We start from the raw sequence: 15299 nt of genomic DNA on the forward strand, positions 1-15299 counted from the left end.
GGCCCGGCCCCGCCACGGTCAGGCGGGTTCCGCCAGCGCCCGGGGCAGCACCGTCGCGGTTTCCGACACCAGCCGACCGCGCGCCAGCACCCGCGCCTGCATCGGCCCCCCGGCGACCAGCGTATCGGTATCCTCACAATCGGTCAGCACCAGGTCGGCCCAGGCCCCGGGGCGGATGCCGTAGTCCTCGCCCAGCCCCATCAGCCGGGCGGGGATGTCGGTGACCATCCGGTGCACGTCGCGCAGCTCGTCGGCCATCAGGTTGCCCGCCAGAAGCGTCCAGCGCGCGATTTCCAGCATGTCACCGGTGCCGGTCGGCACAAACGGATCCTGGATATTGTCCGAGGCGGTGGCGATCCCGGCGCCGCCACGCAGCAGCTCGGCCACCCGGGTCAGGCCGCGCGGCGGCAGCTTTGTGCGGTCGCGGGCCTGAAGATAGAGATTGGCAGCCGGAAGCGTCACGGCCCCCACGTCAAGCTCGATCATCCGCTCCATGATGGTGCGCGCCGCCTCGGGTTCGAGGGCGCTCAGGACAGAAACGTGGCTGAAGACCGTCCGGCCCTGCATCCCGAACCGTTCGACCCGGTCGAGCGCCGCATGCATGTTCAGGTTGCCGGGGTCCAGATGTTCGTCCAGATGCAGGTCGATCGGCTTTCCGGCCCGGACAGCGGCCTCGAACAGGATGTCCATGTAGCGCCCCGGATCCTCGCTGACCGCCGGGGTACCGCCCACCGCGTCGGCAAAGCCGACAGCCTGATCGACATTCGCTGTCAGCCAGTCCAGATCCTGACCCGGATGCGGGGTCATGAAGGCCACCAGCTGCAGCGTCATCCGGTCGGCCCAGGCCTCGCGCAGCCGGGCCAGCGCCTCGATCCCGTTGAACCCCGCGTCCTTGTCGACATTGACATGGCTGCGGATCGCGGTTGTACCGCGCGACAGGCAGCGCGCCATGGTCCGCGACGCGCGCAGGGTGATATCCTCGGGACCGGCTGTCCGGGCATATGCGGCAAAGGCCTCGCGCGCGCCCTGCAGCGTGCCCGATGGGTTGGGCGTGAAGCGCAGCACGCCCGTCTTGTCCAGATGCTGGTGCATATCGACGAAGCCCGGCGAGATCAGCATCCCGGAGACATCGACGCGCACCATATCCGGCTGCGGCGCCAGATCGGGGCCCACAGCCGCAATCCGGCCATCGGTGCCGATCAGGATATCGGCCTGTTCCGTCCCATCGCCCGCCCCCGTGATCCGGGCGCCCGCAAGCAGGACCGGTCGCTCGCGGTTCGCTGCCAGAAAGGAAAGCTGATCGCCGACGGTGCCCATGGTCCTGTCCTTTTGCTTGACTATCCCCGGAACCCTAGGCAAGAGCCACTATTTCTGCAAATTAAATAAACTTTCTGATTAATAAGGATACCGTAATAATATGAGGCGCGCGAATTCCTTTCCGGATGTGCCGCGCCCGTTCGGGCGGCCAAAACACGGAACCACCCCGCCTTGCGTTTCCGTGTCTTGCACTGGCAAGGCGATCTGGCGGCTTTCACCCCGACAAAGCCCTGCCTCTCGCCCCTGCGCTGCCCACGCCCCCGAGCACTTGCCAAGGTGAAGGATGGCCGGGAGACGCGGGGGAGCTCATCACAGGAAGGGCAACCAGCATCGCGCCCTCCCCACTGTGGCCCCCTGCGGTGGACCGTCAGGCTACCAGTCCCGGGAGGTTCCGAAGGCGCAGAGACCGGACAGCTCGTCGAAGGTCGCGGGCCCGGCGCCCATCACCGGGTGCGGCTGGGTGAACGCGGACCCCGTCGGAAAGGGCAGCACCCGGCCCCCGGCCTCGAGGATCATCGCATAGGCCGCCATGCAGTCCCAGGCCGACATGCGCGGCTCTGCATAGCCGACCAGCCTCCCCGCCGCGACCCAGGCCAGCATCAGCGCGCCGGACCCGTAGCGCGTCCAGCTCGATCCCGCCTCCATGAGGTCGGCAAGCATCTGCCCCACCCTGTCAGAGGCCACGCGGTCGTTGGCGCCCACCCCCAGCAGGCCGGACCGCAGGTCGCCTTCGGCCACCCGCATGGGCGCGCCGTTCATCCGCGCCCCCAGACCGCGCGCCGCGACAAAGACCTCGCCCAGCACCGGCGCGACGATCACCCCCAGCGCCGGCCCCTCGGCATCCATCCCGCCGATGGAGACGCACCAGCCCGGCAGGCCGTTCAGGTAGGGCGCCGTGCCGTCGATCGGGTCGATCACCCAGGTAAACCCCGAGCTGCCCTCGGACAGCCCGTGTTCCTCGCCCAGCTGGGCATCCTCGGGAAAGGCGCGGGACAGGGCCTCGCGGATCAGAGTTTCGACGTTGCGATCCGCTTCCGACACAAGGTCCGTCACGTGCCGCTTCTGCTCGATCACCAGCGCGTCGCGGCGATTGAAGTAATCCAGCGCCAGCGCGCCGGCCTCGCGGGCAATACGCTCTGCCGCGTCCAGACGATGTGCCAGCATCATGCCGCTCCGGGGATCAGGGCAAGACCGCGCGGGCGCAGGTCCAGCGAAACCGGCGTGCCCACCGGCAAGGGTGTATCGCTTGCGTCATCGACGACGAAGATCCGACCAAGCGGCCCGTCGATCTCGTATTCGACGTGATCGCCAAGATAGGCCGAAGAGGCCACCGTGCCCGGCACGCCCGGCATACCCAGCCCCGCCGCGCGCACCCGCGCCGCGTTCGAGCGCATCGCCAGCCGGGCCGGTCCCGGCGACAGATCGCGGGCGGGCAACCCGATCACCGCCCCGCCAAGGTCGACCCGCGCCTCATGGCCATCGACCGACAGGACCGTGCCGTCCACCACGTTCGCCTCGCCGATGAAATCCGCGATGAACTCCGAGGCCGGAGCCTCGTACAGCTCGCGCGGGGATCCCACCTGCGCCACCACGCCATCCTTCATCACGACGATCCGGTCAGAGACCGCCAGCGCCTCTTCCTGATCGTGAGTGACATAGACGGCGGTGAAGCCAAGCCGTTGCTGCAACTCGCGGATTTCCGTCCGCACGCGCCGCCGCAACCGCGCGTCAAGGTTCGACAGCGGCTCGTCCAGCAGCAGCACCTGCGGCTCCAGAACCAGCGCCCGGGCCACCGCGACCCGCTGTTGCTGGCCGCCGGACAGTTCGGCGGGCAGCCGCGCTCCCAGCCCGTCAAGGCCCACCTGCGACAGGCCCTCTGCGGCGCGGTCCTTCGCCTCGGCGGGTTTCATGCCGCCGGCCTCCAGCCCGTAGGCCACGTTCTGCGCGACGGTCATATGCGGGAACAGGGCATAGCTCTGGAACACCATCGAGACGTCGCGCCGATCCGCCGGCAGGCGGGTCACGTCCTGCCCGCCGATCAGGATGCTGCCCGCCGTGGGGCTTTCCAGCCCCGCCAGCATCCGCAGCGTCGTCGTCTTGCCACAGCCCGACGGCCCCAGCAGCGTCACCAGCTCGCCCGGCTGGATCGACAGCGACAGGTCCGGGATCGCCGTGAACTGTCCGAACCTCTTGACCACATTGCGGAACTCGACCGCGCCTCTCGTCTTCATGCGGATACTTCCCGTGTTGCGGCCTTGGCCTTCTGTTTCACTTCCCGCCGCCCGATCCGACGCTCTCCGACCAGCAGCTGGAAGCCGCCGATGACGCTGATCATCACCACGATCAGGACAGAGGAATAGGCGATGGCGATCCCGTATTCGCCGTTCTCGACAAGGCCCACGATATAGGCCGTCGCCATGTTGTATTTTGCGCTGACCAGGAAGATCACCGCGCTGATAGAGGTGATCGCCCGCACGAAGCTGTAGACCAGCGCCGCCAGGATCGCGGGCCGCATCAGCGGCAGGATCACCTTGCGCATGGTCCGCCCCGACCCCGCCCCCAGCGTCAGCGAGGCCTCGTCCAGCGAGCTGTCCAGCTGCGCCATGGCCGCCACGCCGCCGCGCACCCCCACCGGCATGTTGCGGAAGACGAAGCAGGCGATCAGGATCGCCGCCGTCCCCGTCATCTGCAGGGGTGGCAGGTTGAAGGCCATGATGTAGCTGATCCCGATCACCGTGCCGGGGATGGCAAAGCTCATCATCAGCGCGAACTCGAAGGCGCCGCGCCCCGGGAACCGCTGCCGCACGATCAGCCATGCGGTCAGCAGGCCGACGGCAGCGGTCAGCGGTGCTGCGATCAGCGCGATCTCCATCGTCGTCCAGAAGCTGTTCCAGGCGACGCCGGTCCAGTGCCAGCCGTCCGAGATCGTCACGCCGAAGGCGCGGATGTAGTGATCCAGCGTCAGCGAGTGATCCAGCCCCCATGTCTTCACGAAGCCGCCGAAGAGGATCATGGCGTAGACCGTGATCGTGAACAGCGCCCAGCCCAGGGCGACGGTGATGACCGGCCACGCAACCCGGCGCGGCAGGGATGCGTGCCGCCCGCCGTCGCCCTTGCCCGTCACCGTGGCGAAGTTGCGCCCCGACAGCCAGAACCGCTGCGCCAGAAAGGCGCTGAGGGTAAAGATCAGCAGCACCGAGGCAAGGACCGCCGCGCGCGCCGGATCGTTCTGCGCGCCGACCACCGCAAAGAAAATCTCTGTCGACAGCACGCCGCCCGACCCGCCCAGCACAAGCGGGTTGCCGAAATCGGCCATGGACTCGATGAAGCCGATCAGGAAGGCATTGGCCAGCCCCGGCGCCATCAACGGCAGCGTCACCTTGCGGAAGGTGCGCCAGCGGTCCGAGCGCAGCGTCTGCGAGGCTTCTTCCATCGAGGGCGAAATCCCCTCGACCACGCCGATCAGCACGAGAAAGGCGATGGGCGTGAAGGACAGCATCTGCGCGATCCAGATCCCCGTCAGCCCATACAGCCAGCGGCCCAGCTCGTAGCCCGTCGCCAGCTCGATCCATTGCGTCAGCGTGCCCTGCCGCCCCAGCAGCATGGTCAGGGCCAGCCCCACCACGAAGGGCGGGGTGATGATCGGCAGCACCGTCAGCAGGCGCAGGGATTTCTTGAACCGAAAGCCCGTGCGCGTCGCGACCAGCGCGAAGACCAGCCCCAGCAGGGTGGTGCCGGTGGCGGTGCAGAGGGCAAGAAAGAAGGTCCGCCACGCCACACCGCAATTGCCGCCCGCAAGGCAGGCCGGGGACCAGATCTTCGGGTCGAAGATATTGTTGCGCACGCCCTCGGTGGTGAAGGAACCGTCGAAATCCTGAAAGGCTCCGGTGAACATCGACGCCAGCGGGTAGAAGACAAAGACGCCGACCAGCAGCACCAGAAGCATGATCGCCGACAGGACAAAGGCGTCACCCTTGAGCGCGCCCCGTTCTGCCGCGCCGAAGGCCACCAGCAGGGCGAAGACCGTGCCCAGGGCCACGGCCCCGGCGCCGAAGGCCTGCTGCCCCGCGACATCGCCAAACGCCGCTTCCAGCAGGCCCCAGTTCCAGCCGCGCAGCCCGATGGACAGCCCCTCGATCAGCAGCCAGGCCAGCCCCGCGACACCCGTGACCACCAGCGCCCTGCCCCGCACCGGCCCCGGCGCCTGCCGGACACGCAGGGCAACCGCCACGACCAGCAGAGCCAGCAGTGGCCACAGTTGCCAGCGCCCCGTTGCGGCCTGCGCCAGCCCCGGCCACAGCTTGTCCGAGCTTGCGAAATCGCCCAGCCAGTCAAAGCTGAAGAAGCCACTGGCGCACGCGATACCACGGCAGGGCCACGATTGCGAAAAGCCCGGCCGCCAAGGCCATGTCGAGCCTGCGGTTGTCTGTGTTCATGTCGATGTCCGGCTGAAGTGGTCGGGATGCGCCCCGCTGCCGGGGCGCATCGCCTGATGTCATCGCGACAGGTTACTGCAGCGGCAGGCTGCCGACTTCGCTGTCCCAGCGGGCCAGCAGTTCCTTGCGACGCTCGGCACTGCCGTACTCGGCAAAGTCGTAGTCGATCAGGTTGATCTTCGACAGGTCCGGTGCCTCCTTGGGCGGCGTGGCCGAGGCGTTCGACGGCAGCTGGAAAGACCCGGCGTCCGGCATCATGTTCTGGACCTCGGCGGTCAGCACCCAGTCGTAGAAGGCCTTGGCCTCGTCTGGGTTCTGCGCGCCCTCGATCAGCGACATCGAGCCGATTTCATAGCCCGTTCCCTCGCAGGGAGAGCCGACCTCGATCGGGAAGCCCTCGACCGCACTGGGTCACCGCGTCATGCTGGAACACGATGCCAAGGCCGGTCTCGCCGCGTGCGGCGGCCTTGACCGGCGCGCTGCCGGACTTCGTGTATTGCGAAACATTGGCGTGCATCTTCTTGAGGAAATCGAAGGCTTCGTCCTCGCCCATGATCTGCACAAGGGTCGCCAGCGCGGTATAGGCGGTGCCGGACGAATTCGGGTCGGCGATCTGGATCTCGCCCTTCAGCGCGGGATCCAGAAGGTCGGACCAGCACTGCGGTGCCGCGATGCCCTTCTTCTCGAAGATCTCCTTGTTGAACCCCCAGCCCAGGGCGCCCGAGTAGACGCCGACGGTCTTGAAGCCAGAGGTCTCCGCCTGTCCCTGCGCCCAGTCCGCCAGCTGCTCCAGCATGGGGGATTTGTACTCTGCCGACAGCCCGTCCTGCGCGGCCTGAAGATGCGGATCGCCGGTGCCGCCCCACCACAGATCGGTCTGCGGGTTGCGCGCCTCGGCCCGCACCTTGGCATAGGCCTCGCCCGAGGACAGCCGCACCATGTTGACGTCGATGTCGGAGTGGCTGGCCTCGAATTCGGTGACCAGCTTCTCGCAGATCACCACATCCGCCGAGCAGATCAGGTTCAGTTCTTCCGCAGCTGCGCCCGTGGCAACCATCGCCGCCGCGCCGCCCAGCAGCGCGCCCTTCAAAGTAGTCATGTCATCCTCCCTTGTTCCCGGCCTCTCGCCCGGGTGCTGCTTTGCACAGCTGTGCAAAAGACTGCGTTTCAGAATCCCGAGTTGTCAACAAAACTTCTTACAAGTAGATTATCTTCAGGCAGGATCACCGTTGCACAGGAATGCAAGCACCATGACAAAACGGCAGGTGAGCGCCCGCGATGTGGCGGAACTGGCAGGCGTTTCCCGCACCGCCGTCTCGCGCGCCTTCACGCCCGGCGCCTCGGTCTCGCCGGAAACCCGCCAAAAGATCGAGACCGCCGCCGAGACGCTGGGCTATCAGGTCAATCACCTCGCGCGGGGGCTGATCACCGCGCGCACCGGGCTGGTGGCGCTGATCTGCGCAGAGCTGAACACGCCGCATCGTTCCGCCCTGCTGGCCGCCCTGTCGGATCGGCTTCAGGCGGCGGGCAAAGTCGGGCTTCTGATCAATACAGACCGCTCGGACGACAGCGTGGCGCGCGCGCTGCGGCAGGCCATCGCCTATCGCACCGACGCCGCGATAGTCCTGTCCGGCATGCCCGGCAGTTCGCTGGCCGAGACCTGCCTTCGAAACGGCATGCGGCTTGTGCTGATCAACCGCGACGAGGAAAGGCCCGGCTCGCTGCTGATCCGGGTCGACGATGCCGATGCCGGGCGGCAGGCCTTCGCCGCGCTGACGGCTGCCGGTTGCAGGCGGCTCGCCCTCGTCAACTCGCTTGCCGGAACCGCCAGCCTCGAAGACCGCGCCCGGGGGTTCAGCACGGCGGCGGCAGAAGCCGGTGTCGAGATCGTCGAAACCGCAGTCGGGCAGACCTCTTACCAGACCGGGCTGGATCTGGGCACCCGCCTGCTGACCCGCCCCGCCCCGCCCGATGGCATCTTCTGCACCACCGACCTGCTGGCCTGCGGGGTGATGGATGCGGCCCGGACCCGGCTGCGTCTGGATGTGCCCGGCGATGTCTCGGTGATCGGCTTCGACGACATTCCGCAGGCGGGCTGGGAATCCTACGCCCTGACGACCTTCCGGCAACCGATCGACGAGATCGCCGATGCGGCGGTGGCAAGCCTGGACACCGAGACCGACGGCACACCGCAACGCGTCGTCCTGCCGACGCGCCTGATCTGGCGCGCATCGATCCGGCGATAAGCGCCCTTCGCGGCCACAGCCCCCGGCATCGCCGATGGCCCCGTCTGTTCAGGAATTCGGCATCCGCAACACGCGCGGCGGAATTGAGCACCCCCGGCTTGTAAACCGCTTTACCTCTGCGTCCCAGCGTCTAGGCTGCCCCTGACAGTTGCAAGACGCCCATGACCGGAAGGCACGCAGAATGACCACAGCAGAATCCGTGACGGCCCTGACCCGGCATCTTCTGGCATTCGACACGGTGAACCCGCCGGGCCGAGGAAGCCGCCAGCATGCGGTTCTGCGCCGCCGCGCTGGAGAAGGCCGGTTTCGCCTGTCGGCTGATCGATCACGGCGCCGATCGCGCCGGCCTTGTCGCCACCCGCGGAGACCGGCCCGGCCTGTGCTTCAGCGGCCATCTCGACACCGTCCCCCTGGGCCAGGCGCGCTGGAGCCACCCTCCGCTTGGCGGCGAAATCGTCGGTGACCGGCTGTACGGGCGCGGCAGCAGCGACATGAAGGGAGGCGTCGCGGCCTTCATCGCCGCCGCGCAGCGAACGACGGCCCCCGCCAGCGTGATCCTGACAAGTGGCGAAGAGACCGGCTGCGAGGGCGCGCGATGGCTGGCAGAGGCAAAGGCCCTGCCGCCCGCGCGGGGCATGATCATCGGCAGATCCACGGACAACCAGCCGGTCGCCGGGCACAAGGGCGCGCTGTGGCTGGACCTGGTCACCGAGGGGGTCACCGCCCATGGCGCGACGCCGGAACTGGGGCGCAATGCCATTGCCGCCATGGCGCCGACACTGGCACGGCTGGCGCGCTGGCAACCGGACCATGCCCACCCGGACATGGGCAGGGCGACCTGCAACATCGGCACGATCCGCGCGGGGATCAACACCAACTCGGTGCCGGACCGCTGCCGTCTGGGGCTGGACCTGCGGTCGGTCACCGGGGTCGGCCATGACAGGCTGTGGCAAGAGGTGCGCGCGCAGTGCGATGCCGGGGTCGAAATCGAGACGCTTCTCGATCTGCCCGCGGTCTGGACCGACCCCTCGGACCCGTGGTTCGACAGCGCCTGCGCCACTGGTCCTGCAGCACACGGAGCACAGGGAACTGCGTCCTTCGGTGAATTACTTCACCGACGCCTCGGTGCTGCAACCGGCCATGCAGGTTCCCGTCATGATCCTTGGGCCGGGACAGGTGGACCAGCCGCATGTCACGGACGAATACGTCCGCGTCTCGCGGCTGGTGGAGGCGGTTGCGCTTTACGCCGCGCTGATCGAAGCCCCGGTATAGGCGGCGCTGTGAAAACCGATCTCCAGCCGCTGCACCTCGCCGAAGACCGCGACCGCGCGGTCGCGCTGCGCCTCGGTCATGGTGGCGCCCAGAGCGTCGAGCCTGTCGCGCAGCCAGCGCGCCTGCGCGGCAAAGCCGGGGGCAGCGTGCATCTCGACCCAATCCGCAAGCATCGGATCCGCCATCGGCGCGTCGCGCACCTGCGTGCACCGGGTCCAGTACATCCATTCCGCCGCGAACATCGCCGTGACAATCGCGGTGAAATCCCCGTCGCGGGCAATCGCCAGCATGCCGTCCCCGAAGGCCACCACGCGCGGATCGGCCTGCACCGCCGGATCGGGGCCGAGGCCCCGCGCCGCAAAGGCGGTTTCGAAATAGGACATCTGTTCATTGGCTAAGGCATCCAGCGTCCCGATCAGATGGCGCCGGTCGCCAAGGTCATCGGCCTTCGCCACCGCGTATCCGAAGATCGCGATGGCGGTCTCGACGAAGGCGCCCTCGATCAGCAGGTATCGGTCGAAGACCTCCGCCGGCAGCCTGCCCGCCGCGATGTCCTGCACGAAACGGTGGCCGACCATGGCGTCGAAATCCGCCCTGTTCTCGCGCAGGATGCGGTCGGTCAGCGCCTCAGCCATCAAGCCCCTCCTGCGCCACGGCGACGAAGCGGCGCACGCGCCCGGGATCGACCGGGTTCCACCACACTCCGCCCTCCTTCAGCGAGGAGGCGACGATCACCCCATTGGTCCGGCCAAGGATGGCGACAATATTGTCCTCGGTCACGCCCGAGCCCACCAACAGCGGCAGGTGGGTGGCCCCGGCGATCTCGTCGATTTCTTCCATCGTGGCGCTGTTGCCGGTGCGCTGCCCGGTGGCGATGACGCAATCCGCGTCGAAGAACGCAAGGTCGCGTGTCAGCTCGGGGATCGAGCGGTCGGCGGTGATGGAATGGCTGCCGTGCTTGACGTGGCTGTCGGCAAAGATCTTCACTCTCTCGGCCCGCAGCAGGCTGCGATACCGCATCGCCTCGGCGGCCCGGCCCTCCATGAAGCCCTCGTTGGCGACATAGGCATTGGCCCACTGGTTCACCCGGATGAAATCCGCGCCGCCCGCCACCGCCGTGGCCAGCGCCGGGATCGGCGCATTGGCCAGCACATTGATGCCCAAGGGCACCCCTACCGCGCGCCGCACCCGGTCCGTCACCACCGACAGGAAGGCCGCCGTCTCGTGGGTGATGTCCTCGGGCTTGGAAAACGGCACATCGCCGTGATTCTCGACGATCAGCCCGTGCAGGCCGCCCTCGATCAGCTGCTCGGCATCGCGCATGCAGGCATCGTAGATGCTGTCGAGGCTTTCGCCCCGGTAGCGCGGCGCACCGGGAAAGGCCGGGCAATGGATCATGCCGATCAGCGCCTTGTGCCGTCCGAAAATGTCGTGGATCGCGCCGGAGGTCCGGTCGGATATCTGCTGCATGAGAGTCCCTTTCAGGCAAGAAGGAAGAAGAGATGAAGGCCTATGTCGTCGGCAATGCCGCGCTGGACGAGACCCTCTCGATTGATGATTTCCCGCGCCCGGGCGCGTCGATCTTCGGCGCAAGCCTGTCGCGCGACCTGGGCGGGAAGGGGTTGAACCAGGCCGTTGCGATGGCCCGCACCGGCCTGCCCTGCGTGTTTGTCGCCGCCGTGGGGCAGGATGCCCGGGGCCGCGAAATCGCCGACCGGCTGGCCCGCGAGCCGCTGACCCCGCGCCTGACGCAACTGAGCGGCGTGGCCACCGATGCCTCGACGATCCTGATGGCCGCGGCGGGCGAGAACGCGGTCATCACCACGCGCGAGGCGGCCTCGGCCCTGTCGCCCGGGCAGGCCGTCGAGGGGCTGGCCGGCGCGGCGCCCGGCGACCTTCTGGTCCTGCAGGGCAACCTGAGCGCCGGGACCACCGGGGCGCTGCTGCGCGAAGCCCGCGCCCGGGGCATGACCACGGCCATGAACCCCTCGCCGCTGCAACCCTATTTTGCCCCGCTCTGGCCGCTGGTCGACCTGGCCTTTGTCAACGAGGGCGAGGCCGAGGCGCTTGGCGGCACCGGGCACCTGCTGGCGCAGGGCGTGCAAGGCGTAGTGCTGACGCTGGGCGCGGCGGGCGCCGCGCTGATCACCGCCGAGGGGCAAACGCGGGTCGCCGCCGTCCCCTGCACCGTGCGCGACACCACCGGCGCGGGCGATTGCTTCATGGCAACCGCGCTGGCATCGGCGGCGCTGCGCGGCGTGGCGCTGGATGCCAAGGCGCTGACCCATGCGACCCGGGCCGCGGCCCATACCGTGGCCCGCCCGGGAACCGTCGCCGCCTTCCCGACAGAGGCCGAATTTGCGGACATCCTGGGCCGGGCAGGTCAGCCCAGCTGACATCCGGGGCCACCCGCACCCGGCGGGCGGCCCCGAACTGCGCCATCGGGGATCCTCAGCGCGCGACAAGCCAGCCCAGAACGTTCTGCCACAGCCGGGCATAGCCCTCCCATTCGCAGAACGCCGGTGACAGCCAGTGCGGCCCGATATCCGAGGTCCAGGCCGCCGTGCGGCCCGCGCCATGGGTGCCCAGCACCAGCAGCGGATGGCCGCCCTGCTCTTCGGGGATGCGGGCGATCACCTCGGCGCCGTCGCGCAGCTCTACCTCGTTGACGCCAAGGATCGGCGGCCAGGCGCCCTCGATGCCCGCCATCACCACATGGCCCGGCTCCAGCACCTCGGCCACCGCGCCTTCGGGGATCTCGATGCGGTCGTCCCAGGGGAAACAGGTCACCGGCAGGGTGTCCTCGACCGGCGTCTTGCGCCAGCGCGCCTTGCCGTCGATCCCCTGGAACGAGAAATAGCCGCCCATCATGATCAGGTTGCCGCCCTCTTCGACCCATTGCTTCAGCAGGCGCAGGCGGTTCGGCACGCATTTCGAGCGCAGCCAGACGTCCGGCGGCAGCAGGAAGGTGTTCGCCCCGATGTCCGACAGGATGATGATGTCATAGGCCTTCAGCCCTTCCATTTCGAAGGGAAAGCCCTCGAGCCGCCTCGTGGGCCGTCATGTAGTCCACCTCGAAGGGCGAGCCTTTCAGCGCCTTCAGCAGCGGGTCGGCCCCGGTGTGGAAGCGCACCGAACCGAACTGGTCGAAGCCCTTGAAATGCGTTTCGGAGGTGGTCCAGCTTTCGCCGACCAGCAGAACCTTGGTCATAGTCGTGTCCTTTCAGAAGTCAGACGCCGGCGTCGAAGACGCGGCGGGGGTTTGTCACCATGAGTGTGTCCAGCGCCTCGGCGGGCAGGCCGTGGCGCGAAAGGCGGGGCAGAAAATGCTTCGTCACGAAGGCGTAGCCATTGCCGCCGTAGCGGGTCAGCATCATCTTCACGAAGACGTCGTGCGACAGCAGGATACGGTCGAGAAACCCGGCCTCAACCAGGGTCAGGATCGCTCGGGCGACCTCGTCGTCCGAGGGGCATTGCACCCCCTGATCGGCGTAGAAGTAATCCATGCCGATCATGTCGAATTCCACGAAGGCGCCGCGCTGCGCGAGGGTCGCCTGATAGACCGGATCGCTGTGCGAGGGGTTCATGTGGCACAGCACCGTGTGCCGCAGGTCCGCCCCCTCTTCCTCGACGATGTCCAGCACGCGATGCCCCAGCCGGAACCAGCCCGGCAGGTGCACCATCAGCGGCAGGCCGGTGCGGACCTGTGCCCGCGCCGCGCCGCGCAGGGATTTCTCTTCCTCGGCGGTGAAGTCCGAGGACACCCCGATCTCGCCGATCAGGCCGATCTTTGCATCGGTGCCGTCGACGCCCTCCAGCGCCTCTGCAACGATCTGGTCGGCGATGGCATCCACCGACAGCCGCCCGACCTCTTCCGGCATGGAAGAGGCAAGGTAGTAGCCCGCCCCCATCACCACCTGCACGCCGGTCTCTGCCGTGATGCGGCGCAGCTTGACCGGGTCGCGCCCGATGCCGCGGCAGGTGGGGTCGACGATGCTTTGCCCGCCCACCGCCGCGAAGCGGCGCACTTCCTCGATGGTCAGATCGAGGTCGTCAAGCGCGATATTGTGCTTGTTGACGAAGGGATCCTGACGCAGCTCGGACAGCAGCTCGATGCTGACCGGCGCGTCGACCAGATACTGCCGCGCCGGATCGGTCGGAGGGTTCCACCAGCAGCTGCAATCGTTCTGCAGGTGCTCGTGCATCAGCGTGTGTCCCAGCTGGGCCGCGGGGATCGGCCCGGTGACGGTCATCACCCGGCCAGAGTTCACATGGCAGGAGGACAGCTCGTTCATGCCGCCACCTTCTTCTTGCCGAAACGCCATTTCCGGTCGAACAGCCGCGCGTTCATCCAGATCGCGACAAGGATGATCGTGCCGGTGACGATCTGCGTGAAGAACGGCGAGATATGCATCAGGATCAACCCGTTGCCGATCACGGCAATGGTCATGGTGCCCAGCACCGTGCCCAGCATCGAGGCCTTGCCGCCCATCAGCGAGGTGCCGCCCAGAACGACCGCCGCGATGACCTGCAGCTCGAACCCCTGCGCCGCGTTCGACGACCCCGACCCAAGCCGCGACGCGATCAGGATGCCCGCAACGGCACAGGCCAGCCCCGACACCATGTAGACCGAGGCCAGCACCCGCTTGGCCGGCATGCCCACGCGCCGCGCCGCCTCGATGTTCGATCCCACCGCGATCACCTGGCGACCGTATTGCGTCCGCAGCATCACGACGAAGCCCAGCACCGCGACAAGGATGGCGATCAGCGCCGGCACCGGGAAGCCCGCGATCTCGCCGCGTCCCAGCCAGAAGAAGCCCTCGGCGTCGCGGATCGGGATCGAGTAGCCTTCGGTCATATACAGCGCCGCGCCGCGCAGGATCGACAGGCCCGCCAGCGTCACGATGAAGGCGGGGATGCCCTGGTAGGCCACGAACCAGCCCTGCACGCCGCCGATCACGGCCCCCAGCACCAGCATCAGCACGATGGCCAGCGGCCGGGGCAATCCGGCGGCGATGACGATGGCGGCGGCGGCATTGATCAGCGCCACCATGGACCCCACCGACAGGTCGATGCCCGCGGTGGTGATGACCAGCGTCATGGCCACGGCGACCACAAGGATCGGCGCCGCCTGCCGCAGGACGTTCAGCAGGTTGCCCGGCATCAGGAAGGTCGAGGTCATCGACCCGAAGAACACCATGCAGATCACGAAAAACAGCGCGATGGACAGCACCTGCGCGTGTTCGCCCACGAAATCGGCGAGCTTCGAGCCCGCCTGCCGTTCGGTATATGCCACCATCAGTGACCCCTTTGCCGACGATCAGGTCGACCAGTTCCTGCAGGTCTGTCTTGTCGATGTCGCGCTCGGCGACCTTCGTGCCCTCGTACATGACGGCGACGCGGTCGCAGACGCGGAACAGGTCCTGCATCCGGTGGGTGATCAGCACCACGGCGGCGCCGGTGGCCTTCACCCGGTTGATGAGTTCGAGAACCGCCTCGACCTCTGCCACGGCAAGCGCCGAGGTCGGCTCGTCCATGATCAGCACCTTGGGCCTGAAGCTGGCGGCGCGGGCGATGGCGATGGCCTGCCGCTGTCCGCCGGACAGCTTCTCGACCTTGGCGGTCAGGCGCGGGATGCGGATTTCCAGCGCCGCCAGCATCCGTTCCGCCTCTGCCAGCATGCGCGTCTGATCGAGGAAGGGACCCCGTTTCAGCTCGCGGCCAAGGAAGAGGTTGCCGACCACATCGACATGATCGCACAGCGACAGGTCCTGATAGACCATCTCGATCTGCAGGTCGCGGGCCTCTGACGGGGTGCCGAAGCGGACCGGCTTGCCGTCCATGGTGATCTGGCCCTCGTCCGGGATGTAGGTACCGGACATGACCTTCGACAGGGTGGATTTCCCGGCAGCGTTGTCCCCGATCAGGCCAAGGCATTCGCCGGGCCGGATATCCAGATCGACCCCCCGCAGCGCCTGATGAGAGCCGAAGGTCTTGTGGATGTTGCGCAGGGACAGAATGGCGGGGA

At 67.7% G+C, this 15299-nt stretch carries 13 protein-coding genes and 3 pseudogenes; 4 read left to right on the top strand and 12 right to left on the bottom strand.

The window, feature by feature from the left end; all coding sequences use genetic code 11:
• Positions 1 to 18: 18 nt before the first annotated feature.
• The 5 genes and pseudogenes from ABFB10_RS22260 to ABFB10_RS22285 form a co-directional block, all read right to left on the bottom strand.
• Positions 19 to 1317 (bottom strand): amidohydrolase family protein, encoded by a 1299-nt coding sequence (locus ABFB10_RS22260; protein WP_347168401.1) that lies wholly within the window; start codon positions 1315 to 1317, stop codon positions 19 to 21.
• Positions 1318 to 1689: 372 nt separating this feature from the next.
• Complete coding sequence (locus ABFB10_RS22265) at positions 1690 to 2484, bottom strand: inositol monophosphatase family protein (protein ID WP_347168402.1); 795 nt, start codon at positions 2482 to 2484, stop codon at positions 1690 to 1692.
• Entirely contained in the window at positions 2481 to 3548 is a 1068-nt protein-coding gene (locus tag ABFB10_RS22270; RefSeq protein WP_347168403.1) for an ABC transporter ATP-binding protein, read from the bottom strand. Before ABFB10_RS22270 ends, ABFB10_RS22265 begins: the two co-directional genes overlap by 4 nt.
• Positions 3545 to 5548, bottom strand: coding sequence for an ABC transporter permease (locus ABFB10_RS22275; RefSeq protein ID WP_347168404.1), 2004 nt, complete (start codon positions 5546 to 5548; stop codon positions 3545 to 3547). Before ABFB10_RS22275 ends, ABFB10_RS22270 begins: the two co-directional genes overlap by 4 nt.
• Positions 5549 to 5825: 277 nt before the next feature.
• A pseudogene (locus ABFB10_RS22285) lies at positions 5826 to 6852 on the bottom strand (ABC transporter substrate-binding protein).
• Between the two features lie 151 nt (positions 6853 to 7003).
• On the opposite strand from ABFB10_RS22285, the gene ABFB10_RS22290 reads away from it, so the two are divergent.
• The 3 genes and pseudogenes from ABFB10_RS22290 to ABFB10_RS22300 all read left to right on the top strand — a co-directional run bounded on the left by ABFB10_RS22290 (position 7004) and on the right by ABFB10_RS22300 (position 9271).
• Entirely contained in the window at positions 7004 to 7999 is a 996-nt protein-coding gene (locus tag ABFB10_RS22290) for a LacI family DNA-binding transcriptional regulator (RefSeq protein WP_347168407.1), read from the top strand.
• Positions 8000 to 8268: 269 nt separating this feature from the next.
• Positions 8269 to 9000: pseudogene (locus tag ABFB10_RS22295) on the top strand (M20 family metallopeptidase); the annotation flags it as partial.
• Positions 9001 to 9100: 100 nt separating this feature from the next.
• Complete coding sequence (locus tag ABFB10_RS22300) at positions 9101 to 9271, top strand: M20/M25/M40 family metallo-hydrolase (protein WP_347168408.1); 171 nt, start codon at positions 9101 to 9103, stop codon at positions 9269 to 9271.
• On the opposite strand, the gene ABFB10_RS22305 is transcribed toward ABFB10_RS22300, so the two are convergent.
• Positions 9241 to 9906, bottom strand: coding sequence for a TenA family protein (locus ABFB10_RS22305; RefSeq protein WP_347168409.1), 666 nt, complete (start codon positions 9904 to 9906; stop codon positions 9241 to 9243). The genes ABFB10_RS22300 and ABFB10_RS22305 overlap by 31 nt on opposite strands.
• Positions 9899 to 10741 (bottom strand): BtpA/SgcQ family protein, encoded by an 843-nt coding sequence (locus ABFB10_RS22310; protein ID WP_206563656.1) that lies wholly within the window; start codon positions 10739 to 10741, stop codon positions 9899 to 9901. The genes ABFB10_RS22305 and ABFB10_RS22310 overlap by 8 nt, the downstream gene beginning before the upstream one ends.
• Positions 10742 to 10773: 32 nt before the next feature.
• On the opposite strand from ABFB10_RS22310, the gene ABFB10_RS22315 reads away from it, so the two are divergent.
• The gene (locus tag ABFB10_RS22315) at positions 10774 to 11667 is read left to right on the top strand and encodes a ribokinase (protein ID WP_347168410.1); all 894 of its coding nucleotides are present in this window, start codon (positions 10774 to 10776) and stop codon (positions 11665 to 11667) included.
• 55 nt (positions 11668 to 11722) lie between these two features.
• Here ABFB10_RS22315 and ABFB10_RS22320 read toward each other — a convergent pair whose 3' ends face one another.
• The 5 genes and pseudogenes from ABFB10_RS22320 to ABFB10_RS22340 all read right to left on the bottom strand — a co-directional run.
• On the bottom strand, positions 11723 to 12295 hold the full coding sequence (locus ABFB10_RS22320) for a glutamine amidotransferase (RefSeq protein WP_347168411.1): 573 nt from the start codon (positions 12293 to 12295) through the stop codon (positions 11723 to 11725).
• Positions 12273 to 12482, bottom strand: coding sequence for a glutamine amidotransferase (locus ABFB10_RS22325; protein ID WP_347168412.1), 210 nt, complete (start codon positions 12480 to 12482; stop codon positions 12273 to 12275). The genes ABFB10_RS22320 and ABFB10_RS22325 overlap by 23 nt, the downstream gene beginning before the upstream one ends.
• 19 nt (positions 12483 to 12501) lie before the next feature.
• Positions 12502 to 13566, bottom strand: a complete 1065-nt coding sequence (locus tag ABFB10_RS22330; RefSeq protein ID WP_347168413.1) for a phosphotriesterase family protein — start codon at positions 13564 to 13566, stop codon at positions 12502 to 12504.
• Complete coding sequence (locus ABFB10_RS22335; RefSeq protein WP_347168414.1) at positions 13563 to 14570, bottom strand: ABC transporter permease; 1008 nt, start codon at positions 14568 to 14570, stop codon at positions 13563 to 13565. Before ABFB10_RS22335 ends, ABFB10_RS22330 begins: the two co-directional genes overlap by 4 nt.
• Positions 14571 to 14850: 280 nt before the next feature.
• Positions 14851 to 15291: pseudogene (locus tag ABFB10_RS22340) on the bottom strand (ATP-binding cassette domain-containing protein); the annotation flags it as partial.
• Positions 15292 to 15299: the final 8 nt, after the last annotated feature.

Source organism: Ponticoccus litoralis, from assembly GCF_039769985.1.
Lineage (GTDB): Bacteria > Pseudomonadota > Alphaproteobacteria > Rhodobacterales > Rhodobacteraceae > Ponticoccus > Ponticoccus litoralis.